Raw genomic sequence first — 17,409 nt, 5'->3', positions numbered from 1 at the left:
TGGTAGGCAAACCGGTCTGGTCTGACCGGTGATCTGCTCGTACGCCATGCCCCACGGTCCCGCCGCCTTGTGTGTGAGGGGCAGACCGCCAACGGCGTCGCCTGGACCGGTGTGCCGACTCGGCGGTGCGGCCGGGGTCCGAGTTTATGCAGCGCCGTCTGGTGCCGGCACCGCGCGCAGACCAGCGCCCTGTATCCGGGCGAGGCGAGGACCGGTTGGTGGTGGGGTAGGTGTGCCGACGGGCTCGTAGGGCTGCCACAGAACGGGGGCATGGTGGCCGCGGTCCCAGTGGGGAGCGCCGGTGAGAACGACGATCCGGTGCCAGGGGATGTGCAGGGTGCGGTGCCGCCCGCCGGGGGTGAGTCCCAGGCCGGCGGTGGTGACAGCCTCCAGGGTGCCGAACACGCTGGCCCACTGGCTGGCCGCGCCGGTTGGGCCGCACAGTACGTCGACGCGCAGCGTGGTCCAGCGCAGCCAGGACACGAGTTTCTCCAGCGCCTCCAGCTCCTCCTGGTTGTCCGGCACCCAGCAGGTGTAGCCGCCGCTCAGAGAGTCCGCGATGCGGTAGAGGCGCTCCTGGTCGCTGGTCAGGCGCTGCCCGCGTTCGGCGTGGCGGGCGCGTCGCTGCTCGGTGACGGCCACAGCCGGGACGGGCGGCTCATCGTCGCCGTCGCCGGGCAGCAGCGGGAACGCCGCACGCAGCAGTTCCTCGGCCGCCTCCAGGTCGGCCGTGCCGCCGGTGACCGGGCCGCCGGCCGTGAACCGGGGCTGGCTGGTACGAGAGCTGGACGGCCTGCTCCTTCTCCAGCTTGGCAACCAGGTGGGCGGGGGCGGCCACGACCGCGCTGAAGGAAGGCCCGGCGGTGTCCCCGCCGCTCCAGGACACATAGTCGCCCACCTCGCGATACCCGTGGGGAACGACCGGCCCCAGGACGGGGGAAGACGCCAGATAGGCGACCGGCGCGTCCCTGGTGCCGGTCAGCGGCCAGTTGCGCACCAGGAGCAGGCGCGAGGTGGCGTCGGCCGACTCGGCCTCGAAGTCCTCCTCAAGGCGCTTGCACATCTGCTCGACCGCGTCCGGCCACCACAGCGCCAGCTCCGCGTCCGCCCAGGACGACGGACTCTCGTGGCCGCTGCCTGAGGTGCGCGGCGGCACGGGCAGGTGGGTGACGTCGACGACCCGTGCACCGGCCAGCTCCGCCCCCGCCGCCTTCCGGGCCAGATCAGCGGCCCTGCGGGCCGAGTGGCTGCGGGAGCGCGCCGCCAGCCACACCCCGCACACCAGTGCCCCGGCGTCCAGCTCCGGCGGCGGCCCATACATCCGCTCCCCCGTGCGGGAGACCTTGCCGACCGCCGCGCTCACCTGGTCCAGCGCCCGGCGCTGCGGGAATCCAGTGGAGCGGCGCACCGCGTCCCGGGCGCCGTTGTATGCCTCGACCTCGGGGCAGTCGGCAGCGTAGGCGTCCAGGAAGGCCCGGTGATCTGCGGTGAGACGGCGCCAGGCGTCGGCGAGCGTGTCGGCGTCGTCGGCGAGCGCGGCATCGGTGCGGGCCTGCTGAGGCCACTGCTCGACCTGCTCGTCGTCGCCGGGGTCGTGGCGGGCGGCGTTGCGGGCGTGGCCGAGCCAGGTCCGCGGCTTGTGGTCCGCCAGTGCCCGGTCCAGGACTTCGCGGCGGTGTGCGGCGAACGCGGCGGCCCGCCACAGGGCGTCCGGCGCGGTTGGCAGGACGATGGCGCATTTCTTGCAGACCCGGCCGAATACCTCCAGCAGCGCATAGGTGGCGGCCTGGTCGGCGGGTTTGGAGTACTGGCAGGTCCCGGGGCTGGTCATCACCAACGCCGGCGACGACACGCATGACGACGACTGGGACGCGAAGGAGATCACGCTCGGCTACTACACCACCGCCTTCGCCCTACGACAGCGGCTGAACGTGCAGGGATTCACCTCGCGTCGCGCACCGACTCCAGGGTTCTCACCGAGGCGATGCACGTCACCCACCCGCACCTCGTGGGCTTCGTCCGCTTCATCGACTACACCGGGACGAAGGCACGCGGCAGCGTCGGCCAACTCGCAACAATGGTGAACGCGTTCATCGCGGCCGGCGTCGCCAACCGCTTCGTGGCCATCGCCGACAACGACGCCGGCGCACATGAGGCGTTCGCCAAACTGAAGCGGCAGACGTTGCCGGAGCAGTGTCGGGTGCGGCACTACCCGGACCTGCCTCTACTGGCCCGCTACCCCACTGTCGAGCCGGCCTCCTCCACGGTGTCGCTGACCGACGTGAACGGCGCCGCCGGCTCTCTGGAGATGTACCTCGGCGAAGACGTCCTGCCGATCGACGGCACGCTGGCGCCGGTCCACCTGAGAACCTTCATCCCCGCCGTGCAGCGTCACCAGGGTGCGCTGTCGGCGGCGCACGAGGATCTGGTCCTGAAAGCGTTCGAGGAGAAGGCGAAGGCAGCCCGGTCGGGGCAGCGCGCCATAGGCGACTGGAGCGGCATGCACGCAATCATCGAGGACATCGTCCACGCTTTCGACTGAAGGGCGCGGGAGCGGCCGGTCAGGAGGCCGCCTTCGCGACGGGGATGAGCTGTTCCCGGTTCATCCTGGACCGGCCCGCGATGTCCAGGCTGGTGGCCCGCTGATACAGCTCGCCCTTGCTCAGCAGCTCGAGCCCCGCTACTGCCGTGCCTGACGTCTTCTTCCGTCTGTCGCTTTTCCGCTCGCCGGCCGCCGGCCGCGGGCCGCCGGTCGCGGGCTGCGGCGGCGGAGGGGCCCTTGTGGCCCTTGGACTGCTCGACGCTGCGCTGGAGGGGCCTCCATCAGGTCGATGACGTCGGTGGCCTCGGTCGCGGCCTGTTCGGTAACGGTCTCCTCGCCCTGGGCCTTCGCGTCGACCAGTTCCTTCACCCGTTCCTCGTACGTGTCGCGGTAGCCCTTGGGGTTCCAGTCCGTGGTGAGAGCGTCGATCAGCTGCCGGGCAGTCTCCAGTTCGTTGCCCTGGGCACTCCCGCGCCGGGGCAACGCCTCCAACTCCTGGCCGGGGTCGCGGACCTCGTCGGCCCAGTGCAGCGTGTGCAGGACCATGAGGTACTGCTTGCCGCGCATCACGAAGATGGCGATGCCAGTCTTGTTCTCCAGAAACGATCGGGCCGGCCCCAGTTGCCTTGGGGCCGACCCACTTGATGGATCAGGACGGTCAGAGCTTGAGCAGGAAGTCGAAGTCCGTGTCCTTCGCGCCGAGCAGCCACGCCTTCGCCTCAGCAGGAGTAAAGACCTGGGGCTGCCTGCTGGGGTTCTGTGAGTCGCCGATCAGGACGTACCCGTTCACGACGGCGACCTGCACACAGTTGCCGCCGCCACCGCTGTACTTGGACACCTTCCAGTCGACCGACGTAAGGTCGAATGTGGACGGGTCCGGCTTTGCTGTCACTGTTAGAGCTCCTTGATCTTTTCCTTGAGGCGCATCCGCGTCTCCTCGGGGTCCAGCGCCCGCTCCCACAGGTTGGTGAAAGCTGCGTTGTAGCGCTGCACGTCTACTTCCCCGTCGAAGTACACCGAGCTGACCATGGTCTCCACCCACACGACCTCGCGGGCGGCTTCGGGGAATGTCATGAGGACGAACGCGCCGGCAGAGCCAGGGTGAAGACCTACGGAGGCCGGGAGGATCCGGATGGTGTTCCGAGGCTCCTCGGACTCAGCGAGGATCCTCTCCAACTGGCGCTTGCAGACTGCTTCGTTGCCGATGGTGTCAAGGAGCGCGCTCTCGTCCACGAGGGCACGGAAGTTCTTCAGAGCTCCTTCGCGGACCCGCTGCTGGCGGTCCATTCGGACGTCCACGAGTGCCTTGACTTCTGATGGGCGCAGCTCAGGTCGCATTTGAGCGATGACGATCAGGGCGTAGTCCTCGATCTGACACAGTCCCGGCCATACATCACGTTCGTAGTTCGCCAGGTCGGCGGCCCGACGCTCCATCTTCAGGAAGCCTTCGAACTGCATCGGCCCCAGAAGGTTGGCATTGCGTCGCCACAACGCGGGGCGCGGCCGGCCCGCAGGGGTAGTGTCCGCGCCCAGAAGCGCCAGAATTTCGGAGCGCTCTGTGGCGTTGGCCTGGTAGCACTCGAGCAACGCTTCAACGAGGTCACGGGCAACGCGACGGCGCAGCCCTCGCTCTAGTCGGCTCAGTCCGCTCTTGTCGATCCTGATGGCGCGCCGGCTCAGCACATCGTGGCCCGCGACGTCGCCTTGAGTGAGGCCGCGTCGTTCTCGCAGCTCCTCAAGGCGCAGGCCGACCTCGCTGAGGGTCAACGACCACGGCGACTTCGCTTCTGGCATGGTGGCCAGTCTGACGGGTTGCCGCGCTCCCTACAAGCAATATGGTCGCGCAAATTGCTCGACCATATTGCTAACGGCTCTCCTGAAGGAGCATCCTAGCCAGGGTCACGAAGTGTGCAGCGTCCGTCGCCACGCGTGGGGACCGTTCCGCTGCCCGTACATGCCCAGGGAGGAGCTTCCGCGATGCGTCGGACGCTGTTCCGCCTCCTCCTCAAGGACCGGGATCTTCTCGGGTGGGAGGCGTTTTGCGTCCACTTTGCCAAGACTGGTCGCGAGTTAGCACGCGAGACCGGCAACCGCCGGATGGCCACGGCCGGTGTCGGACGCAGCACGTTCGACCGGTGGTCGTCGGGCACATGGTCGGGTCGGCCTCGCGGCGAGGCCGCTCAGATCCTGGAGCGCATGCTCGGGCACACCATTGAGGCGTTGTTCAGCCTGGCGCCCGAAGAAGGCGAGACGGCGGCAGCGTTGGAGTCGGTGGCTGCGCGGATCGCCTCACGCTGGCCCACATCCAGCTCGCTGCTTCCCGCTGGCGGGCCTGCTGGGATCTGGGAGATCTTCGGGCGCCAGCGCCTGGTCGGAACCAGTGCCGCTGTCCATCTTCTTCCTGTCATCAGACGGGGCGAGGAAGCCTGCGTGCACGGACTGGGACAAGACGGACTACGTGACCTGGAGCGGTTCTTGCGGCCGGCGCGCCGCGGCTTCCTTGTCGGTGTTGAGGAAGGTCGGGACGACGTCGACGTGTACGTCCGCGACGCCGCGGCTGCTCGCAGGCCCGCCCTTGCCGGAGCGCCCTCCGCCGGACCGATGTCGATTCCCTCGGCGTACCTCTTGGACGACCTCTCCTACGGCATCCTCTGGGCGCTCACCCAGCTTGATGACGGCCTCTTGGCCGACGACCAGTCGCTCGACGCCGAGCAGGACCTTCTCGACACCTACCTGTCCCTGCCCCGCTCGGCCCCCAGCCAGCTGCTGGTCAACCTGTCCACTGTCGGCAGTAGTTGGATGGGATCGGCGTTCTGCGCCCGGCATATCCAGCAGGAACTGGTGGACGCGAGGGAAGTTCCTATCTTCTGGACTCGTGAGCAGACCGGGGAAGAAGCCGCCTGCTGGCTGTTCTTCAGGCACAAACTGGAATACCTGCGGGCACTTGAGCGATTCCACGGCGCGACCGCGCAGACCGTCCGGGTCTTCTGTCTGCCCGAGTCCGCGGTGGCGGGCTCAGAGAAGTACGAGCGGGTCTTACTGCTGCTGGCCATCGCCCTCATGGAGCGCTGCGGGATCCGTGTGAGGGTGGTGCCGAAAACGGAGTACTCGGAAGTGGACGGGGTAGCCCTAGTTCCAGGTCAGCGAGCCGTCGTGGCCAACTGGGTGCGGGCCCCGGGCGGCGCGCTGTGGGCGGCCGACAGTACATCGTCCCGCGGAGAACTGCGTTCCTACGCCGACGTGTTCACCGACGCACAGGGTGCCGACGTGCTCGTCGGCGAGGACCCGGCAGGACGCCTTCGGTCCCTCGCGGACTACCTGGGCCTGGACTGGAACTGGTTGACCGCCCGCTGCCACGCTCTGGGCGAGTACGGAGTCGCCGGCCTCGTTCGGCCCCGCAGCCGTCTGCTCACCGTGGAGACGCTGGATGAGACCCTGCTCTTCCTCGGCAAACTCGGCTCGCCCCGATGACGTCCGTCCGCGCAGCCACCCCGCCCGAAAGGCCCTCCGTGCTCTCCGCAGACCGTGCCCCGAAGCGCACCGTCCTTGTGCTTACCCTCGGCGGCACCATCGCCATGACGCGCGCCGCCTCAGCGCCAGGTGTCACGCCGACGCTGAGCGGCTCTGACCTGGTGGCCGCCGTTCCCGGCCTCCAAAGTGCCGCTGAGGTCAGGGTGGAGGACTTCCGGCAGATGCCCGGGGCCTCCCTGGCGACCGGCGACATCGTCGACCTCGTAGAGCGACTCGGCCGGGCCGAACGAGAGTGTCTCGACGGGGTGGTGGTGACACAGGGCACCGACACGCTCGAGGAGACCTCGTACCTCACCGACCTCTACTACTCGGGCGCGATGCCGGTGGTCTTCACCGGGGCGATGCGTAATGCCGCGTCGGCCGGAGCCGACGGTCCGGCGAACCTTCTGGCCGCCGTCCAGACCGCGGGGAGCGCAGAGGCCCGAGGTGCCGGGGTCCTCGTCGTCCTGGGCGACGAGATCCATGCCGCCCGCCACGTCAGGAAACTGCACACGACCAGCCCTGGGGCATTCGGATCACCGAACACCGGGCCGCTCGGCCACGTGGCGGAAGGTTCGGCGCGGTTTCACCGTCTGCCGAAGCCGATCGGGCGCCTGCCACTGCCGACCGGTGCCCTTCCGCAGGTGGAGATCGTCACCGCGTCCCTGGGCAGCAGCGGGACCCTGCTCAAGGGCCTGGAGAACGAGGTCTCCGGCCTCGTGGTCGCCGCCTTCGGCGTCGGACATGTCCCCGAGAGCTGGTGCAGCCGTCTGGAGGCGCTTGCAGCCGCCATGCCGGTCGTCCTCGCCTCCCGCATCAGTGCCGGCCCCGTCCTGACCTCGACTTACGGATTCGCCGGCTCCGAGAGCGACCTGCTGGCCCGCGGCCTGATCGGTGCGGGAACCCTCGACCCGTACAAAGCCCGTCTGCTCCTCACCGCCCTGCTGGCCGCCGACACGCCCCGCCCAGAGATCGCAAGGGCGTTCCTCGACCGCTCCTGATCCGCCACCGACCAGCACAAAGGACACACCATGCGCTTCGCCCAGGTCCGCCCCGGCCGGCAGTTCGTGCTCGCCCTCGACCACGGGGAAGACTTCCTGGACGGCCTCACGCGATTCTGCGCGAACCAGGGCATCCGGTCCGGCTACGTCCCGGCTTTCGTCGGCGGATTCCGCGCGGCCCGTCTGGTGGGCACGTGCGGGCCCCTTGCCGACCCCGAGGCCCCCTTGTGGGACGAAGTCCACGTCGAGACGCTTGAAGCGCTTGGCGGCGGAACGCTCGCCTGGGATCCCGAGGAGGACTGCCTCTCCCCGCACATCCACGTTGCGGCCGGCCTCAAGGCGAAGTCGGCCGAAGGACGGGTGTCGCACCTGCTCGGCGCGAAGGTGCAGTTCATCTGCGAGATTCCCATCGTCGAGGTCGTCGGCGACTCCGACGGGCCGGCTCTAACACGCCGACGCAGCGCGGACCTGCATGACGTACCCCTGCTCGGCTTCGGCACGGATATCTGAGGACGGAGATGACGGTCCGCAGGGCAATTCGCTTCCCGGAGGTCGTCAGGGCCCGCGGCATGCGCGTCTTCGAGACGTTCACGCTTCACTTCACGCGGGCGGCGAGCGAGGTTGCCCGGCTCGACGGCACCCCCTCGCTCGCCTCCGTATACGTCGCACGGAAAACCTGGGACCGCTGGATGGTTGGAGACATCAAGAGCCTCCCGCGACCGACGACGAGCCGTGTCCTGGAGCACCTGTTCGGCGAACCAGCCGAGCAGCTCTTCGGCCCGCTGGCGCCGGAGGCCAAGCCCGCGGCTGCCACAGCGGTAGACGAGGTGACGTCGCCCCACCTGGCCGCCATGGAGTCCTTCCGTCTCGCTGACCGCCAGCTCGGCGGCGGGCACGTGTACCGCTCTGTGGTGCACTACCTCAACACGGTCGTCGCTCCGGCCCTCTTCGGTGCAGCCGACAGCGGTGGAGACAGCGAGACCACCTTCGGCGCGGCGGTCGTCCTCACCGAGATGGCGGCCTGGATGGCACACGACGCCGGCCGAGACGACCTGGCGTCCGGCCACTTCGACCACGCTCGTCGGCTGTCGCAGAGCCTGACCGATGTGACGGCGGGCGCGAACGTGATGGCCGGCATGAGCCACCTGGCCCTGCAGACCGATGAGATCGACACCGCGGCTGATCTTGCGCGCAGCGGACTCTCACGCCTCGCGGCCGGCCCACGAGTACCGACCCTCACGGCCCGGCTGCACGCCATGGAGGCCCGGGCGCTGGCGCAGCTCAACGCCGAATCCGAGGCACAGCGCGCGCTTGAGGCTGCACGCGAGGCCCTGGCTCTCGGGCGGACGGCACCGACGTCCAGATGGGTGGCTCCGTTCGACGAAGCGGCGCTCGCCAGCGAGGCGGCCTCTGTCCTGCTGGATCTCGGCGCGCTCAAAGCGGCCGCGCAGGAAGCGGAGCGCGCCCTGGCGCTGCGCGATGCGAGCCGGGTCCGCAGCCGAGCTTTCGGGCAGGTCACGTTGGCGCGCGTCCTTCTCGCGCAAGGTCAGCCTGACGCGGCGTGCGCGGTCGGCATGGAGCTGGTGAACGCCAGCCAGTCGGTGACGTCTCTGCGTCTCAGCCTCCAAATCGACGCCCTGGAGGCCGATTTCGGTCCCTATGAACAGGTTCCCGAGGTCCGGGAGCTCCTGTCCCGGATGACCGCCACGGGACAGCACCGTAGATTGCTGCTCGGCAGTCTCGCACTCCCGGAAGGTCCGCAGTGAACGATGCACCCATGTCAGGCGATCCCGGACGCGAGGCCTACCTGGCCGAGGGCAATGCCCGGCAGGCCCGCAAGCGTGCCGCCGCGGACGCGCTGATCCGGGATCACGACGGAAGACTGCTTCTGGTGAACCCGACCTACAAGTCGGGCTGGGATCTGCCCGGCGGTATGGCCGAGGGCAACGAGGCCCCCGAGGACGCCCTTCGACGCGAGCTCAGGGAGGAACTTGACCTCGCGGTCGCCGATCTGCGGTTCCTGTGTGTCGACTGGGTCGGCCCCCACGGCCCGTGGGACGACCTCCTCGGGTTCGTCTTCGACGCCGGCATCCTGTCCCCTCAACAGATCGCCGAGCTCAAGCCGAGTGATGAGGAGATCTCCGAGCACCGCTTCTTCGAGATTCCGGACGCACTGACGCTGCTGCCGGAGCGCCAGCGCGTCCGGGCCGTCAACGCCATCCAGGTCCTAGAGGACGGAGTTCCGCGTTACCTCCGCAACGGAGTCGCTCTCTGAACGAGGCACGCCTTACGGAGGGTCACACGCTGGCCTCAACAGACGGGACACGCTCCTCCGACTTGAACATCACCCTTCGCACACGGGCGAACACTTCCTCAACCGCGGCAAGTTCCTCCTCGGACAGTGGCCGGCCGAGGAAGCCACGGTCGTACTGGTGCTGCTGCTCGTCGCCGACGCCGATCACCAGCACGGCGTTCTGCACACGTTGAAGGATCGACCGCAAAGCCACCCGGGCTAGAGCCTGTGTAGACGAGCCGAACATACCGGCCAGCTGTGCGAGACCGTGGGTGGCCGCTGCCGCCATCGCCCCGCGGTCGGCCGCCGCGCTCGGCCACGCGGCCAGCGCACGGTCCACACGGCCCCCCGCGAGGACCCCATGGGCCAGCGGCGAGGCGATCACCAGACCGACGCCGTGGCGCACCGTGAAGGCACCGAGGTCTTCATCCTCCCCGAGATCGGCCAGCGGCAGTAACCCGCTCGCCTGCGTCCAGAGCACGTCGGGGCGGATCCGGTCGAACAGGTCCAAGAAGCGTCGCATCGTGTGCTGCGAGGCGTGAGATCCCGGGCCTCGAAGCCCGATCGCTCGGATCTGGCCGAGATCGCGCAGGGCCCGCATCTGCTCAACGACCGGGTCGAGATATCGGTCGCCGGGCCCGAAGTCATAGGACTCCAGGGTGTAGACGGCCAACTGGTCCAGGTACAAGTTCTCCAGGGTCTGTTCAAGCTGGTGGCGGACCCGCGGGCCGGCGTAAGGGTGCGGAGCAGAACCCTGCACTCGGCCGACCTTGCTCGCGACCTGCACCCTGTGGCCCGGGCACTCCTTGAGGACCCTGCCGACCAACCGTTCGGCGTGACCGCACCGGTGGCTGTCGGCCGTATCCAGCAACTGGGCTCCGGCGTCATCATCGCCGACGTCCAGAGCGCGCCGCAGGGCGTCGAGCAGCCGTGCGTCCTGGGGCTGAGCGACGGTCGGTGCCCAACGGGAGGTTCCGCTGCTGACGCCCAGCGGTCGCACCGTCAGGCCCGGAGCCAGACGGCGGGGCGCGAGATCGATCAGTGTCACTGGTCAGCGTCTCCCGTCCGGTAGAGAAAGATCGCGATGACCCGCTTCCCCTTCTCGTCGTGCTGAACTCCCCAAGCGCTTGCCAGTACGTCCACCAGAAACAGGCCTCTCCCACCTTCATCATCTTCGTCGGCGGCCAGGGGCATCCCCGGCACCGCGGTGGTGTCTTCACCACCGTCCCTAACCTGGACCGTCACTCCCCACTCGTACACATCAAGAGACATGTCGAGCGCCGCTCCCGCGTGTTCGACGGCGTTGCCCACCAGTTCGTCGGCCACCAGGACTACGTCGTCCGTGTATTCACCTCCGGCTTTGCCCGCGAGAGCCTTGCGGACGATGCGCCGGGCTGCGCGCTGCGGGGCTTCGATGTTGCGGAGGTCGATCGCAGCGCGCGTCATCTCGCAACCGCCATCGCGTCCTTGGACGCTTGGCAAGACAGTGCTGGTGGGACCAGGCACGGGGATCACTCACTCCTCGCTGCATTCGCGACGCTCGGGGCAGGGACGGGAAGTCCTGCTGAATACCGTGGGGCATGCCGCAGCGCGAGTGATAGCGAAACCCGCCCCCACTTCTCCCCACTTCACCGACGACAGAGCCGACTTCTCACGCGCGCAGAAACGCACCGAGGGGGTCCGAGTGGGAACAAAGAGGCGATATTCGCACGCTCTACGCGCGCCAAGATGTCTCGGCGGGGGAACGCCACCCGTTTTCCAGCCCAGCAGCGAGGAGACGATCTGCGCCCCAGACACCCGCCTCACCTGGGCGGATACCAAGACACAGGTCATAACGACCGAGCGAATCGCCTTTACTGCACCCCTCGATTCCAGTCAAGCCCTTCCGGGGAAGTGAGGAGAAGTGGGGTGGCGTAGCCGATCTTCAGCGCCGACGGCGTTCGGGTTGGCATCAACGTCGGGCTCGCCGCCTGAATTGAACACTTCTGCCCGCTTTTCTCGAAGAGGTTAGAGGGAGCTACTCCCGCCCTCGGGGCCGCCTAAGTGGGGAGAAGTGGGGGCGGATTTCGCTACCGAAGCTTGCCGTGGAACGGCAAAGCTATTCACGGCATCACGCAACTGCTTGCCCAAGTAACTGTCAGCGGTGAACTCCTGCAACAGCAGGATCCGTCCCCGTCCCGGTGGTAGCCCGGGCATTCCTTCCCACTGTTGCCGGCCGTTACGACGGCCCCGATAGCACCCCGGCCCGTCGGGGGTAACGGAGATCCACACGATGAAACGTCCGCGCATCGAGCAGCACGGCCTGATCGGCGACATGCAGACCAGCGCCCACGTCTGCGGTGACGGTTCGCTCAACTGGCTGTGCCTGCCCCGCTTCGACTCGCCGGCCCCGTTCGCGGCCCTGCTCGGTTCGGAGAAGCACGGGGCATGGCGCATCGCCCCCGCCGCCTGCCAGGACGGCGCCGCGGCGAGCGCCGAGCGGCGCTACGTCGGCGAGTCCCTCGTGCTGGAGACAGTGTGGACGACCTCCTCCGGCAGCGTGACGGTCACCGATTTCATGCCTCCCCGCAACGGAGCGCCGCAGGTGATCCGGATCGTGGAAGGCACGGCCGGTGAGGTCTCCATGGTGTCCGCGCTGCGCGCCCGCCCGGGGTACGGGCGCATCAGTCCGTGGGTTCATGAGGTGGGCGGACGCATGGTGGCCGAGGGCGGGGAGGACGCGCTGTGGCTGGACACGCTGGCAGAGCAGTGCGAGAAGGACGGGGCGATCGTCACCTCTTTCACGGTCACCGCCGGTGACAGGATGGCCTTCGTGCTGAGCTGGAGTCCGTCCCACGGCGGCGCTCCCGAGATCCCTGAGCCCGAGGTGGCGCTGGAGGCGACCCTGGCGTTCTGGGAGGACTGGGCGAGCCAGTGCACTTACACCGGGCCGTACCGCGACGCTGTCGTCCGCTCGCTCATCACCTTGAAGGCGATGACGTACGCGCCCAGCGGGGGCATCGTCGCCGCGCCGACCACGTCGCTGCCTGAGGAAGTCGGCGGCGAACGGAACTGGGACTACCGCTACACCTGGCTGCGCGACGCCTCCACCACCCTGGCCGCACTGCTCGGGTCCGGCTTCCGCCAGGAGGCCGGCGCTTTCCGCCGGTGGCTGCTGCGGGCGGTGGCCGGCGATCCGGAGAACCTGCAGATCATGTACGGCATCACCGGCCGGCGGGACCTGCCGGAGCGGGAGCTGGGGTGGCTGCCCGGTTACGAGAACTCCGCGCCGGTCCGGGTCGGCAACGGCGCGGCCGACCAGGTGCAGCTCGATGTCTACGGCTACGTGATCGAGACCCTCTACCTCGCGCACGAGTGCGGCGTCGCCCCGTGCGGGGACACCGCGGTCCTCCACCAGCGGCTCATTGAACACCTGGCCGTGCGGTGGCGGATGCCCGACGAGGGGATCTGGGAGGTCCGCGGGGAGCGGCGGCACTTCGTCCATTCCAAGATCATGGCCTGGGTGGCCGTCGACCGCACGATCCGCCTGGTCGAGGCCGGCGCCATGGAAGCTGACCTGTTCGCGCTGATGGAGCTGCGCGAGGCCATCCACCAGGAGGTGTGCACGCGCGGCTTCGACGCCGAGCGAAACACCTTCACTCAGTCCTACGGATCGCCGGAGGTCGATGCCGCCCTGCTGCTGATCCCCCGGGTGGGCTTCCTGCCTCCGGACGACCCGCGGGTCCTGGGAACGGTGGAGGCGGTGCGCCGGGATCTGTCCACCCCCGAGGGCTTCGTGCACCGGTACCGGACCGCCGGGAAGCGCACCGGGATCGACGGCCTGACCGGTAACGAGGGGACCTTCCTCCTCTGCTCGTTCATGATGGTCGACGCGCTCGCCCTGACCGGCCGCCTGGACGAAGCCCACGCGCTGTTCGAGCGGCTGCTGGCCCTGCGTACCGACCTCGGTCTCCTCGCCGAGGAGTACGACCCCGCCAGCGGGCGGCAGTTGGGCAACTTCCCGCAGGCGTACAGCCATATCGGGGTCATCGGGTCCGCGCTGCTGCTGCAGCAGCTCGGTGCGGGTGTGCCTGTAGCCGAGGCGGACGTCCTCGTGGCGGCTGGTGCCTGATGAACGTGTTTGCCATCACCATTCTCGTCCTGCTTGTTCTCGTGGCCGTCGTCGCCTTGGCGATGGTGGCAGCCATCCGTCGCCGCTGGCGCGCGGCACGGCAGCAGGCAGATCTCCTGTCCCGGGAACAGAGGGTCACCGAGCAGGCTCTGGACCGGCTGGTCCACGAGGTGCTGCCGCAGATCCACAGGACCGGCGGCCGGGTGGCTCCGCCCGTTGTGCCGCCGGAGCTGACCGGCACGGTGGTCGGCGAGCGGCTGGCACTCGTGGCCAAGGCCGCTGCCGGCCTCGCCCAGACCATCATCGGTGAGGTCCGGTACGCCGCGCAGCAGGAGATCGAGCAGATCAGGGCGCACGCGGCGGAGGAGCTGCGCCGTGCGCATATCAACGCCCAGGCGGAGACCGCCCGGGTGCAGGCGAATGCCGTTCGGTCGACCGAGGCCGCGGTGCGCAGCGTGTCGTCGGCGCTGGTGGGCATGGCCGCCAAGACCAGCAAGGCAGTCAGTGAAGGGGTCCGGGCGCACCAGGACGACGCCACCTTCGGGACCCTGACCGGGATCGACCGCACCGTCCAGCAGACGCTGCTGGTCGCACAAGGCTGGACCATCCTGGCCGGCGGCAAGCTGACCCGGCACTGGACCACCACGACCCTGACCGATGTGGTGCGGGCCGCGATGGGCTATGTCGAGGACTACCAGCGCGTGGCACCGCAGGAGCTGTCCCTCGGGGTGAAGACCCGTGTCGTGGGACCCGTGGTGCACGCCCTCGCCCTCCTGCTGGACAACGCGCTGCGGTTCTCCCCGCCGCAGTCCCGTGTCCACGTCTCCTTCGAGCAGGGCCACCACGGGGTCACCGTCATCGTGGACGACAGCGGCCTGCAGATGACGCCGGAACAGCTCGACGAGGCACGGGACATACTCAGCGGCCAGCGCACCGACGACATCACGCAGCTGGGCGCCCTTCCCAAGACCGGGTTCCGGGTCGTTGCCGCTCTCGCCGGCAACTACGGATTCCGGGTCGACGTCCAGGCGCCCAACGCAATGATGGGCACCCGCGCCCTCCTCACCCTGCCCGCGGACCTCCTCACAACCGTGGACGAGGCCCCGCCCGCAACGGCGGCGCACAGCGTTCCACAGGACGCGCTCCCCTCTGCCACGGAGGGCCGCCTGGCCCTGGCCCCGCCCACACCGGAACCGCAGCCCGGCCCCGAACGCCCCCCGGTGCCGGAAGTGTCCTCGACGACGGCCAGCGGGCTGACGCGGCGCCACCGGCGCGGCACTCCGGCACCCGCTCCCGCCCGCCGGCCGGTCAACGCGGAACCCGGACGCGCGAGCGTGATCGCCTCCTGGGCCAACGGCACCCGGGCCGCACGCGCCGAACTTGACGCCACTCCTTCCCTGAAAACCGACGAGCAAGGACACGAGGCATGAGCGACAAGGACATCGGCTGGCTCCTGGAGCGCCTGGAGGATACGGACGGCGTGGCGTATGCCGTGCTGGTCGCGGCCGACGGCATGAACCCGGGCTACACGCCCCGCCTGCGGCGGGAGCAGGCGGAGAAGATCGCCGCCATCTCCTCGACGCTGTGGTCGGCTTCGCGGGCCTTCGACCGCGAGACGGGCGGCCAGGGTGTGCGCCAGTTCGTCATGGAGTCGGTCGGTCACATCTCGCTGCTCATCCCGGCCGGGGAGAACACGATGCTCGCCGTCCGTACGAGCAGCCCCCACGTCGACATCGGTGTGATCAGCGAGGCCGCCCTGCGCCTGGCCGGGAGCGTGGGCGAGCAGCTGGGGGTCAAGTCCCGGACGGCCAGCAGCGTGGAAGCACCGCCGGCATGAGCAGGCCGCGGCAGGATCCCGACCTGGTCAGGCCCTACGTCCGCACGGGCGGACGGACCCGCCCCGCCACGGACGTACGCCTGGAGAGCGTGGTCTTCGCCGCGACCGGCACCCACCCCGGACTCCATGCCGACAGCCGCGCCTTGTTGGCACTGTTCGCCGGCTCCCACGGCGGCGGGCTCGCCGTCGCCGAGATCGCCTCCGCCCTCAGCCTGCCTCCCTCCACCATCCGCATCCTCGTCGGCGACCTCATCGGACAAGGGCTGATGACCCTCGCCCAAGCCCAAGAGGACGAACGCCCTCCCCTCTCCCTGATCGAAAGGGTCCTCCATGGCCTCCGCGCTCATGCCTGACCGGCCTGACCGGTTCGTCGCGGCGACAGTGACGGCGACCGCGAAGATCGTGGTCGCCGGAGCCTTCGGCGTGGGCAAGACGACCTTCGTCGGCAGCGTCTCCGAAGTACAGCCCGTCCACATGGAAGAGACCATCACCCGGGCCAGCGAGCTGGTCGACGACCTGGACCGCACGCCCCAAAAGGCCACTACCACCGTCGGGGTCGACTTCGGACGCAAACACCTCAGCGACGACCTGGTGCTCTACCTGTTCGGCACCCCCGGCCAGGCCCGGTTCCGGTTCCTGTGGGAGGAGCTGGTCTTCGGCGCCCTCGGCGCCCTGGTCCTGGTCGACCCCCGCGACCTGGACGCCTCCCACGAGATCCTCACCCTCCTCGAAGAGGCCGGCGTCGCGTACGCGGTCGCGGTCAACCAGTTCGACGGCGCCCCCCACTACCCCCTCACCGAGATCCGTGAGGCGCTCGCCCTGGACGGACACACCCCGCTCGGCGTCTGCGACGCCCGTCAGCGGGCGTCCTGCATGCAAGCCCTGATCCAGCTCACCGAATACCTCGCCAATCTGGAGTCCCGACCGTGAGCACCGCGCCCCCTCGCATCTCCCTGTACGAGCCGGATTTCGCCCAGGACCCGCACGCCTTCTACCGGCGCATGCGCGAGCAGTTCGGTCCCCTGGTCCCGGTGGACCTGGCGCCCGGCGTGCCAGCCACCCTCGTCGTCGGCTACGAAGCAGCCCGCCGGATCCTCGGCGACCCGCAGCGCTTCCCCGCCGACCCGCGCCGCTGGCAGGTCACCGTCCCGGACACCTGCCCGATCCGGCCGATGATGGAGTACCGGCCCAACGCCCTGCGCTCCGCCGGCGCCGAGCACGCCCGCTACCGGACCGCGAACACCGCCGCACTGCAGGCTGTCGACCAGCACGCGCTGCGTGAGCACGTCGAGGTCGTTGCCGCCCAGAACATCAGCGCCTTCAAGAACGGCGGGAAGGCCGATCTGCTGGCCCAGTACGCCTGGCCGTTGGCATTCCAGACTCTGAGTTACCTACTCGGCTGCCCCGACGAGGTCGGTCACCGGATCGCCGACGGCATGGCCAAGATCTTCGACGGGGTCAACGCCTCCATCGGCAACCAAATTCTCGCCCAGGCCGTCGCCGATCTCGTCGCCCTGCGCCGGGCGCACCCCGGTGACGACGTGACCAGCAGGCTCCTCGTCCACGTCGCCCGGCTCGACGACACCGAGATGGGCCACCAGCTCATCACCCTCTACGGCGCCGGCATCGAACCGCTGACCAACCTGATCGCCAACACGCTCCTGGAGATGCTCACCAACCCGGACTTCTCCGGGGACCTGCACGCCGGCGACGCCTCCGTCCGCGAAGCCCTGGACACCGTCCTGTACCGCGACCCGCCGCTCGCCAACTTCGGGATGACCTACCCGCCCCGGCCTGCCGACATCGGCGGCTACATGCTCCCGGCGGACGAACCGGTGGTCATCAGCTACGCCGCCTGCAACAACGACCCCGCCCTCGGTCAGCACGTGCCGCTGGGCAACCGCGCCCACCTCGCCTGGGGCGCCGGCCCGCACAGCTGCCCGGCCAGCTCCCACGCCTACCTCATCGCTGAAGCGGCCATCCTCCACATCCTCGACGCCCTGCCCGAGATCGACCTCGACGTCCGCATCGAGGACCTCACCCGGCGCCCCGGCGCCTTCCACCGCTCCCTGGTGGCCCTACCTGTCACCTTCCCCACTGACTGAAAGAGACCCT

19 protein-coding genes are annotated in these 17,409 nt (G+C 69.1%); 12 read left to right on the top strand and 7 right to left on the bottom strand.

Features of this window, described 5'->3' with window-relative positions:
- Positions 1-144: 144 nt before the first annotated feature.
- Positions 145-642, bottom strand: a complete 498-nt coding sequence (locus tag ACFXI4_RS27200; protein ID WP_384995625.1) for a hypothetical protein — start codon at positions 640-642, stop codon at positions 145-147.
- Between the two features lie 16 nt (positions 643-658).
- The gene (locus tag ACFXI4_RS27195) at positions 659-1,831 is read right to left on the bottom strand and encodes a hypothetical protein (RefSeq protein WP_384995622.1); all 1,173 of its coding nucleotides are present in this window, start codon (positions 1,829-1,831) and stop codon (positions 659-661) included.
- A gap of 153 nt (positions 1,832-1,984) precedes the next feature.
- Here ACFXI4_RS27195 and ACFXI4_RS27190 point away from each other — a divergent pair, with 153 nt between their 5' ends.
- On the top strand, positions 1,985-2,542 hold the full coding sequence (locus tag ACFXI4_RS27190; RefSeq protein WP_384995620.1) for a hypothetical protein: 558 nt from the start codon (positions 1,985-1,987) through the stop codon (positions 2,540-2,542).
- 138 nt (positions 2,543-2,680) lie between these two features.
- On the opposite strand, the gene ACFXI4_RS27185 is transcribed toward ACFXI4_RS27190, so the two are convergent.
- The 3 genes from ACFXI4_RS27185 to ACFXI4_RS27175 form a co-directional block, all read right to left on the bottom strand.
- Positions 2,681-3,109 carry a hypothetical protein gene (locus ACFXI4_RS27185; RefSeq protein ID WP_384995617.1) on the bottom strand — a complete coding sequence of 143 codons (429 nt, stop codon included), beginning with the start codon at positions 3,107-3,109 and terminating at the stop codon, positions 2,681-2,683.
- A 91-nt stretch (positions 3,110-3,200) separates the two neighbouring features.
- Positions 3,201-3,434 (bottom strand): DUF397 domain-containing protein, encoded by a 234-nt coding sequence (locus ACFXI4_RS27180; RefSeq protein WP_384995615.1) that lies wholly within the window; start codon positions 3,432-3,434, stop codon positions 3,201-3,203.
- Between the two features lie 2 nt (positions 3,435-3,436).
- Positions 3,437-4,336 (bottom strand): DUF5753 domain-containing protein, encoded by a 900-nt coding sequence (locus tag ACFXI4_RS27175; RefSeq protein WP_384995612.1) that lies wholly within the window; start codon positions 4,334-4,336, stop codon positions 3,437-3,439.
- A gap of 183 nt (positions 4,337-4,519) precedes the next feature.
- Here ACFXI4_RS27175 and ACFXI4_RS27170 point away from each other — a divergent pair, with 183 nt between their 5' ends.
- Genes ACFXI4_RS27170 through ACFXI4_RS27150 form a run of 5 tightly spaced genes read left to right on the top strand, consistent with a single transcriptional unit; the run spans position 4,520 to position 9,328 of the window.
- The gene (locus tag ACFXI4_RS27170; protein WP_384995609.1) at positions 4,520-6,013 is read left to right on the top strand and encodes a hypothetical protein; all 1,494 of its coding nucleotides are present in this window, start codon (positions 4,520-4,522) and stop codon (positions 6,011-6,013) included.
- A gap of 38 nt (positions 6,014-6,051) precedes the next feature.
- The gene (locus tag ACFXI4_RS27165; protein WP_384995919.1) at positions 6,052-7,053 is read left to right on the top strand and encodes an asparaginase; all 1,002 of its coding nucleotides are present in this window, start codon (positions 6,052-6,054) and stop codon (positions 7,051-7,053) included.
- A 30-nt stretch (positions 7,054-7,083) separates the two neighbouring features.
- The gene (locus ACFXI4_RS27160; RefSeq protein WP_384995606.1) at positions 7,084-7,563 is read left to right on the top strand and encodes a PPC domain-containing DNA-binding protein; all 480 of its coding nucleotides are present in this window, start codon (positions 7,084-7,086) and stop codon (positions 7,561-7,563) included.
- 59 nt (positions 7,564-7,622) lie between these two features.
- Positions 7,623-8,819: a hypothetical protein gene (locus ACFXI4_RS27155; RefSeq protein ID WP_384995604.1), complete on the top strand. Its 1,197-nt coding sequence runs from the start codon at positions 7,623-7,625 to the stop codon at positions 8,817-8,819.
- Positions 8,820-8,830: 11 nt separating this feature from the next.
- Complete coding sequence (locus ACFXI4_RS27150; RefSeq protein ID WP_384995602.1) at positions 8,831-9,328, top strand: NUDIX domain-containing protein; 498 nt, start codon at positions 8,831-8,833, stop codon at positions 9,326-9,328.
- 22 nt (positions 9,329-9,350) lie between these two features.
- Here the strand turns inward: ACFXI4_RS27150 and ACFXI4_RS27145 are convergent, their stop codons facing one another.
- Positions 9,351-10,394 carry an aldo/keto reductase gene (locus ACFXI4_RS27145; RefSeq protein ID WP_384995599.1) on the bottom strand — a complete coding sequence of 348 codons (1,044 nt, stop codon included), beginning with the start codon at positions 10,392-10,394 and terminating at the stop codon, positions 9,351-9,353.
- Positions 10,391-10,792: an ATP-binding protein gene (locus tag ACFXI4_RS27140; protein ID WP_384995597.1), complete on the bottom strand. Its 402-nt coding sequence runs from the start codon at positions 10,790-10,792 to the stop codon at positions 10,391-10,393. The genes ACFXI4_RS27145 and ACFXI4_RS27140 overlap by 4 nt, the downstream gene beginning before the upstream one ends.
- Positions 10,793-11,618: 826 nt before the next feature.
- Here ACFXI4_RS27140 and ACFXI4_RS27135 point away from each other — a divergent pair.
- The 6 genes from ACFXI4_RS27135 to ACFXI4_RS27110 are packed head-to-tail and all read left to right on the top strand — an operon-like array spanning position 11,619 to position 17,399.
- Positions 11,619-13,457, top strand: a complete 1,839-nt coding sequence (locus ACFXI4_RS27135; protein WP_384995594.1) for a glycoside hydrolase family 15 protein — start codon at positions 11,619-11,621, stop codon at positions 13,455-13,457.
- Positions 13,457-14,887: an ATP-binding protein gene (locus ACFXI4_RS27130; RefSeq protein ID WP_384995591.1), complete on the top strand. Its 1,431-nt coding sequence runs from the start codon at positions 13,457-13,459 to the stop codon at positions 14,885-14,887. The genes ACFXI4_RS27135 and ACFXI4_RS27130 overlap by 1 nt, the downstream gene beginning before the upstream one ends.
- Positions 14,884-15,294, top strand: coding sequence for a roadblock/LC7 domain-containing protein (locus tag ACFXI4_RS27125; RefSeq protein WP_384995589.1), 411 nt, complete (start codon positions 14,884-14,886; stop codon positions 15,292-15,294). Before ACFXI4_RS27130 ends, ACFXI4_RS27125 begins: the two co-directional genes overlap by 4 nt.
- Positions 15,291-15,647 carry a DUF742 domain-containing protein gene (locus ACFXI4_RS27120; protein ID WP_384995586.1) on the top strand — a complete coding sequence of 119 codons (357 nt, stop codon included), beginning with the start codon at positions 15,291-15,293 and terminating at the stop codon, positions 15,645-15,647. Before ACFXI4_RS27125 ends, ACFXI4_RS27120 begins: the two co-directional genes overlap by 4 nt.
- Entirely contained in the window at positions 15,640-16,224 is a 585-nt protein-coding gene (locus tag ACFXI4_RS27115) for an ATP/GTP-binding protein (protein ID WP_384995584.1), read from the top strand. The genes ACFXI4_RS27120 and ACFXI4_RS27115 overlap by 8 nt, the downstream gene beginning before the upstream one ends.
- The gene (locus ACFXI4_RS27110; RefSeq protein ID WP_384995582.1) at positions 16,221-17,399 is read left to right on the top strand and encodes a cytochrome P450; all 1,179 of its coding nucleotides are present in this window, start codon (positions 16,221-16,223) and stop codon (positions 17,397-17,399) included. The genes ACFXI4_RS27115 and ACFXI4_RS27110 overlap by 4 nt, the downstream gene beginning before the upstream one ends.
- The last annotated feature ends 10 nt before the right edge of the window (positions 17,400-17,409 follow it).

This window comes from Streptomyces sp. NPDC059224, from assembly GCF_042754285.1.
GTDB lineage: Bacteria > Actinomycetota > Actinomycetes > Streptomycetales > Streptomycetaceae > Streptomyces.
The sequence above is the reverse complement of the archived record's forward strand: the minus strand, read 5'-3'. Positions and strand labels throughout refer to the sequence as shown.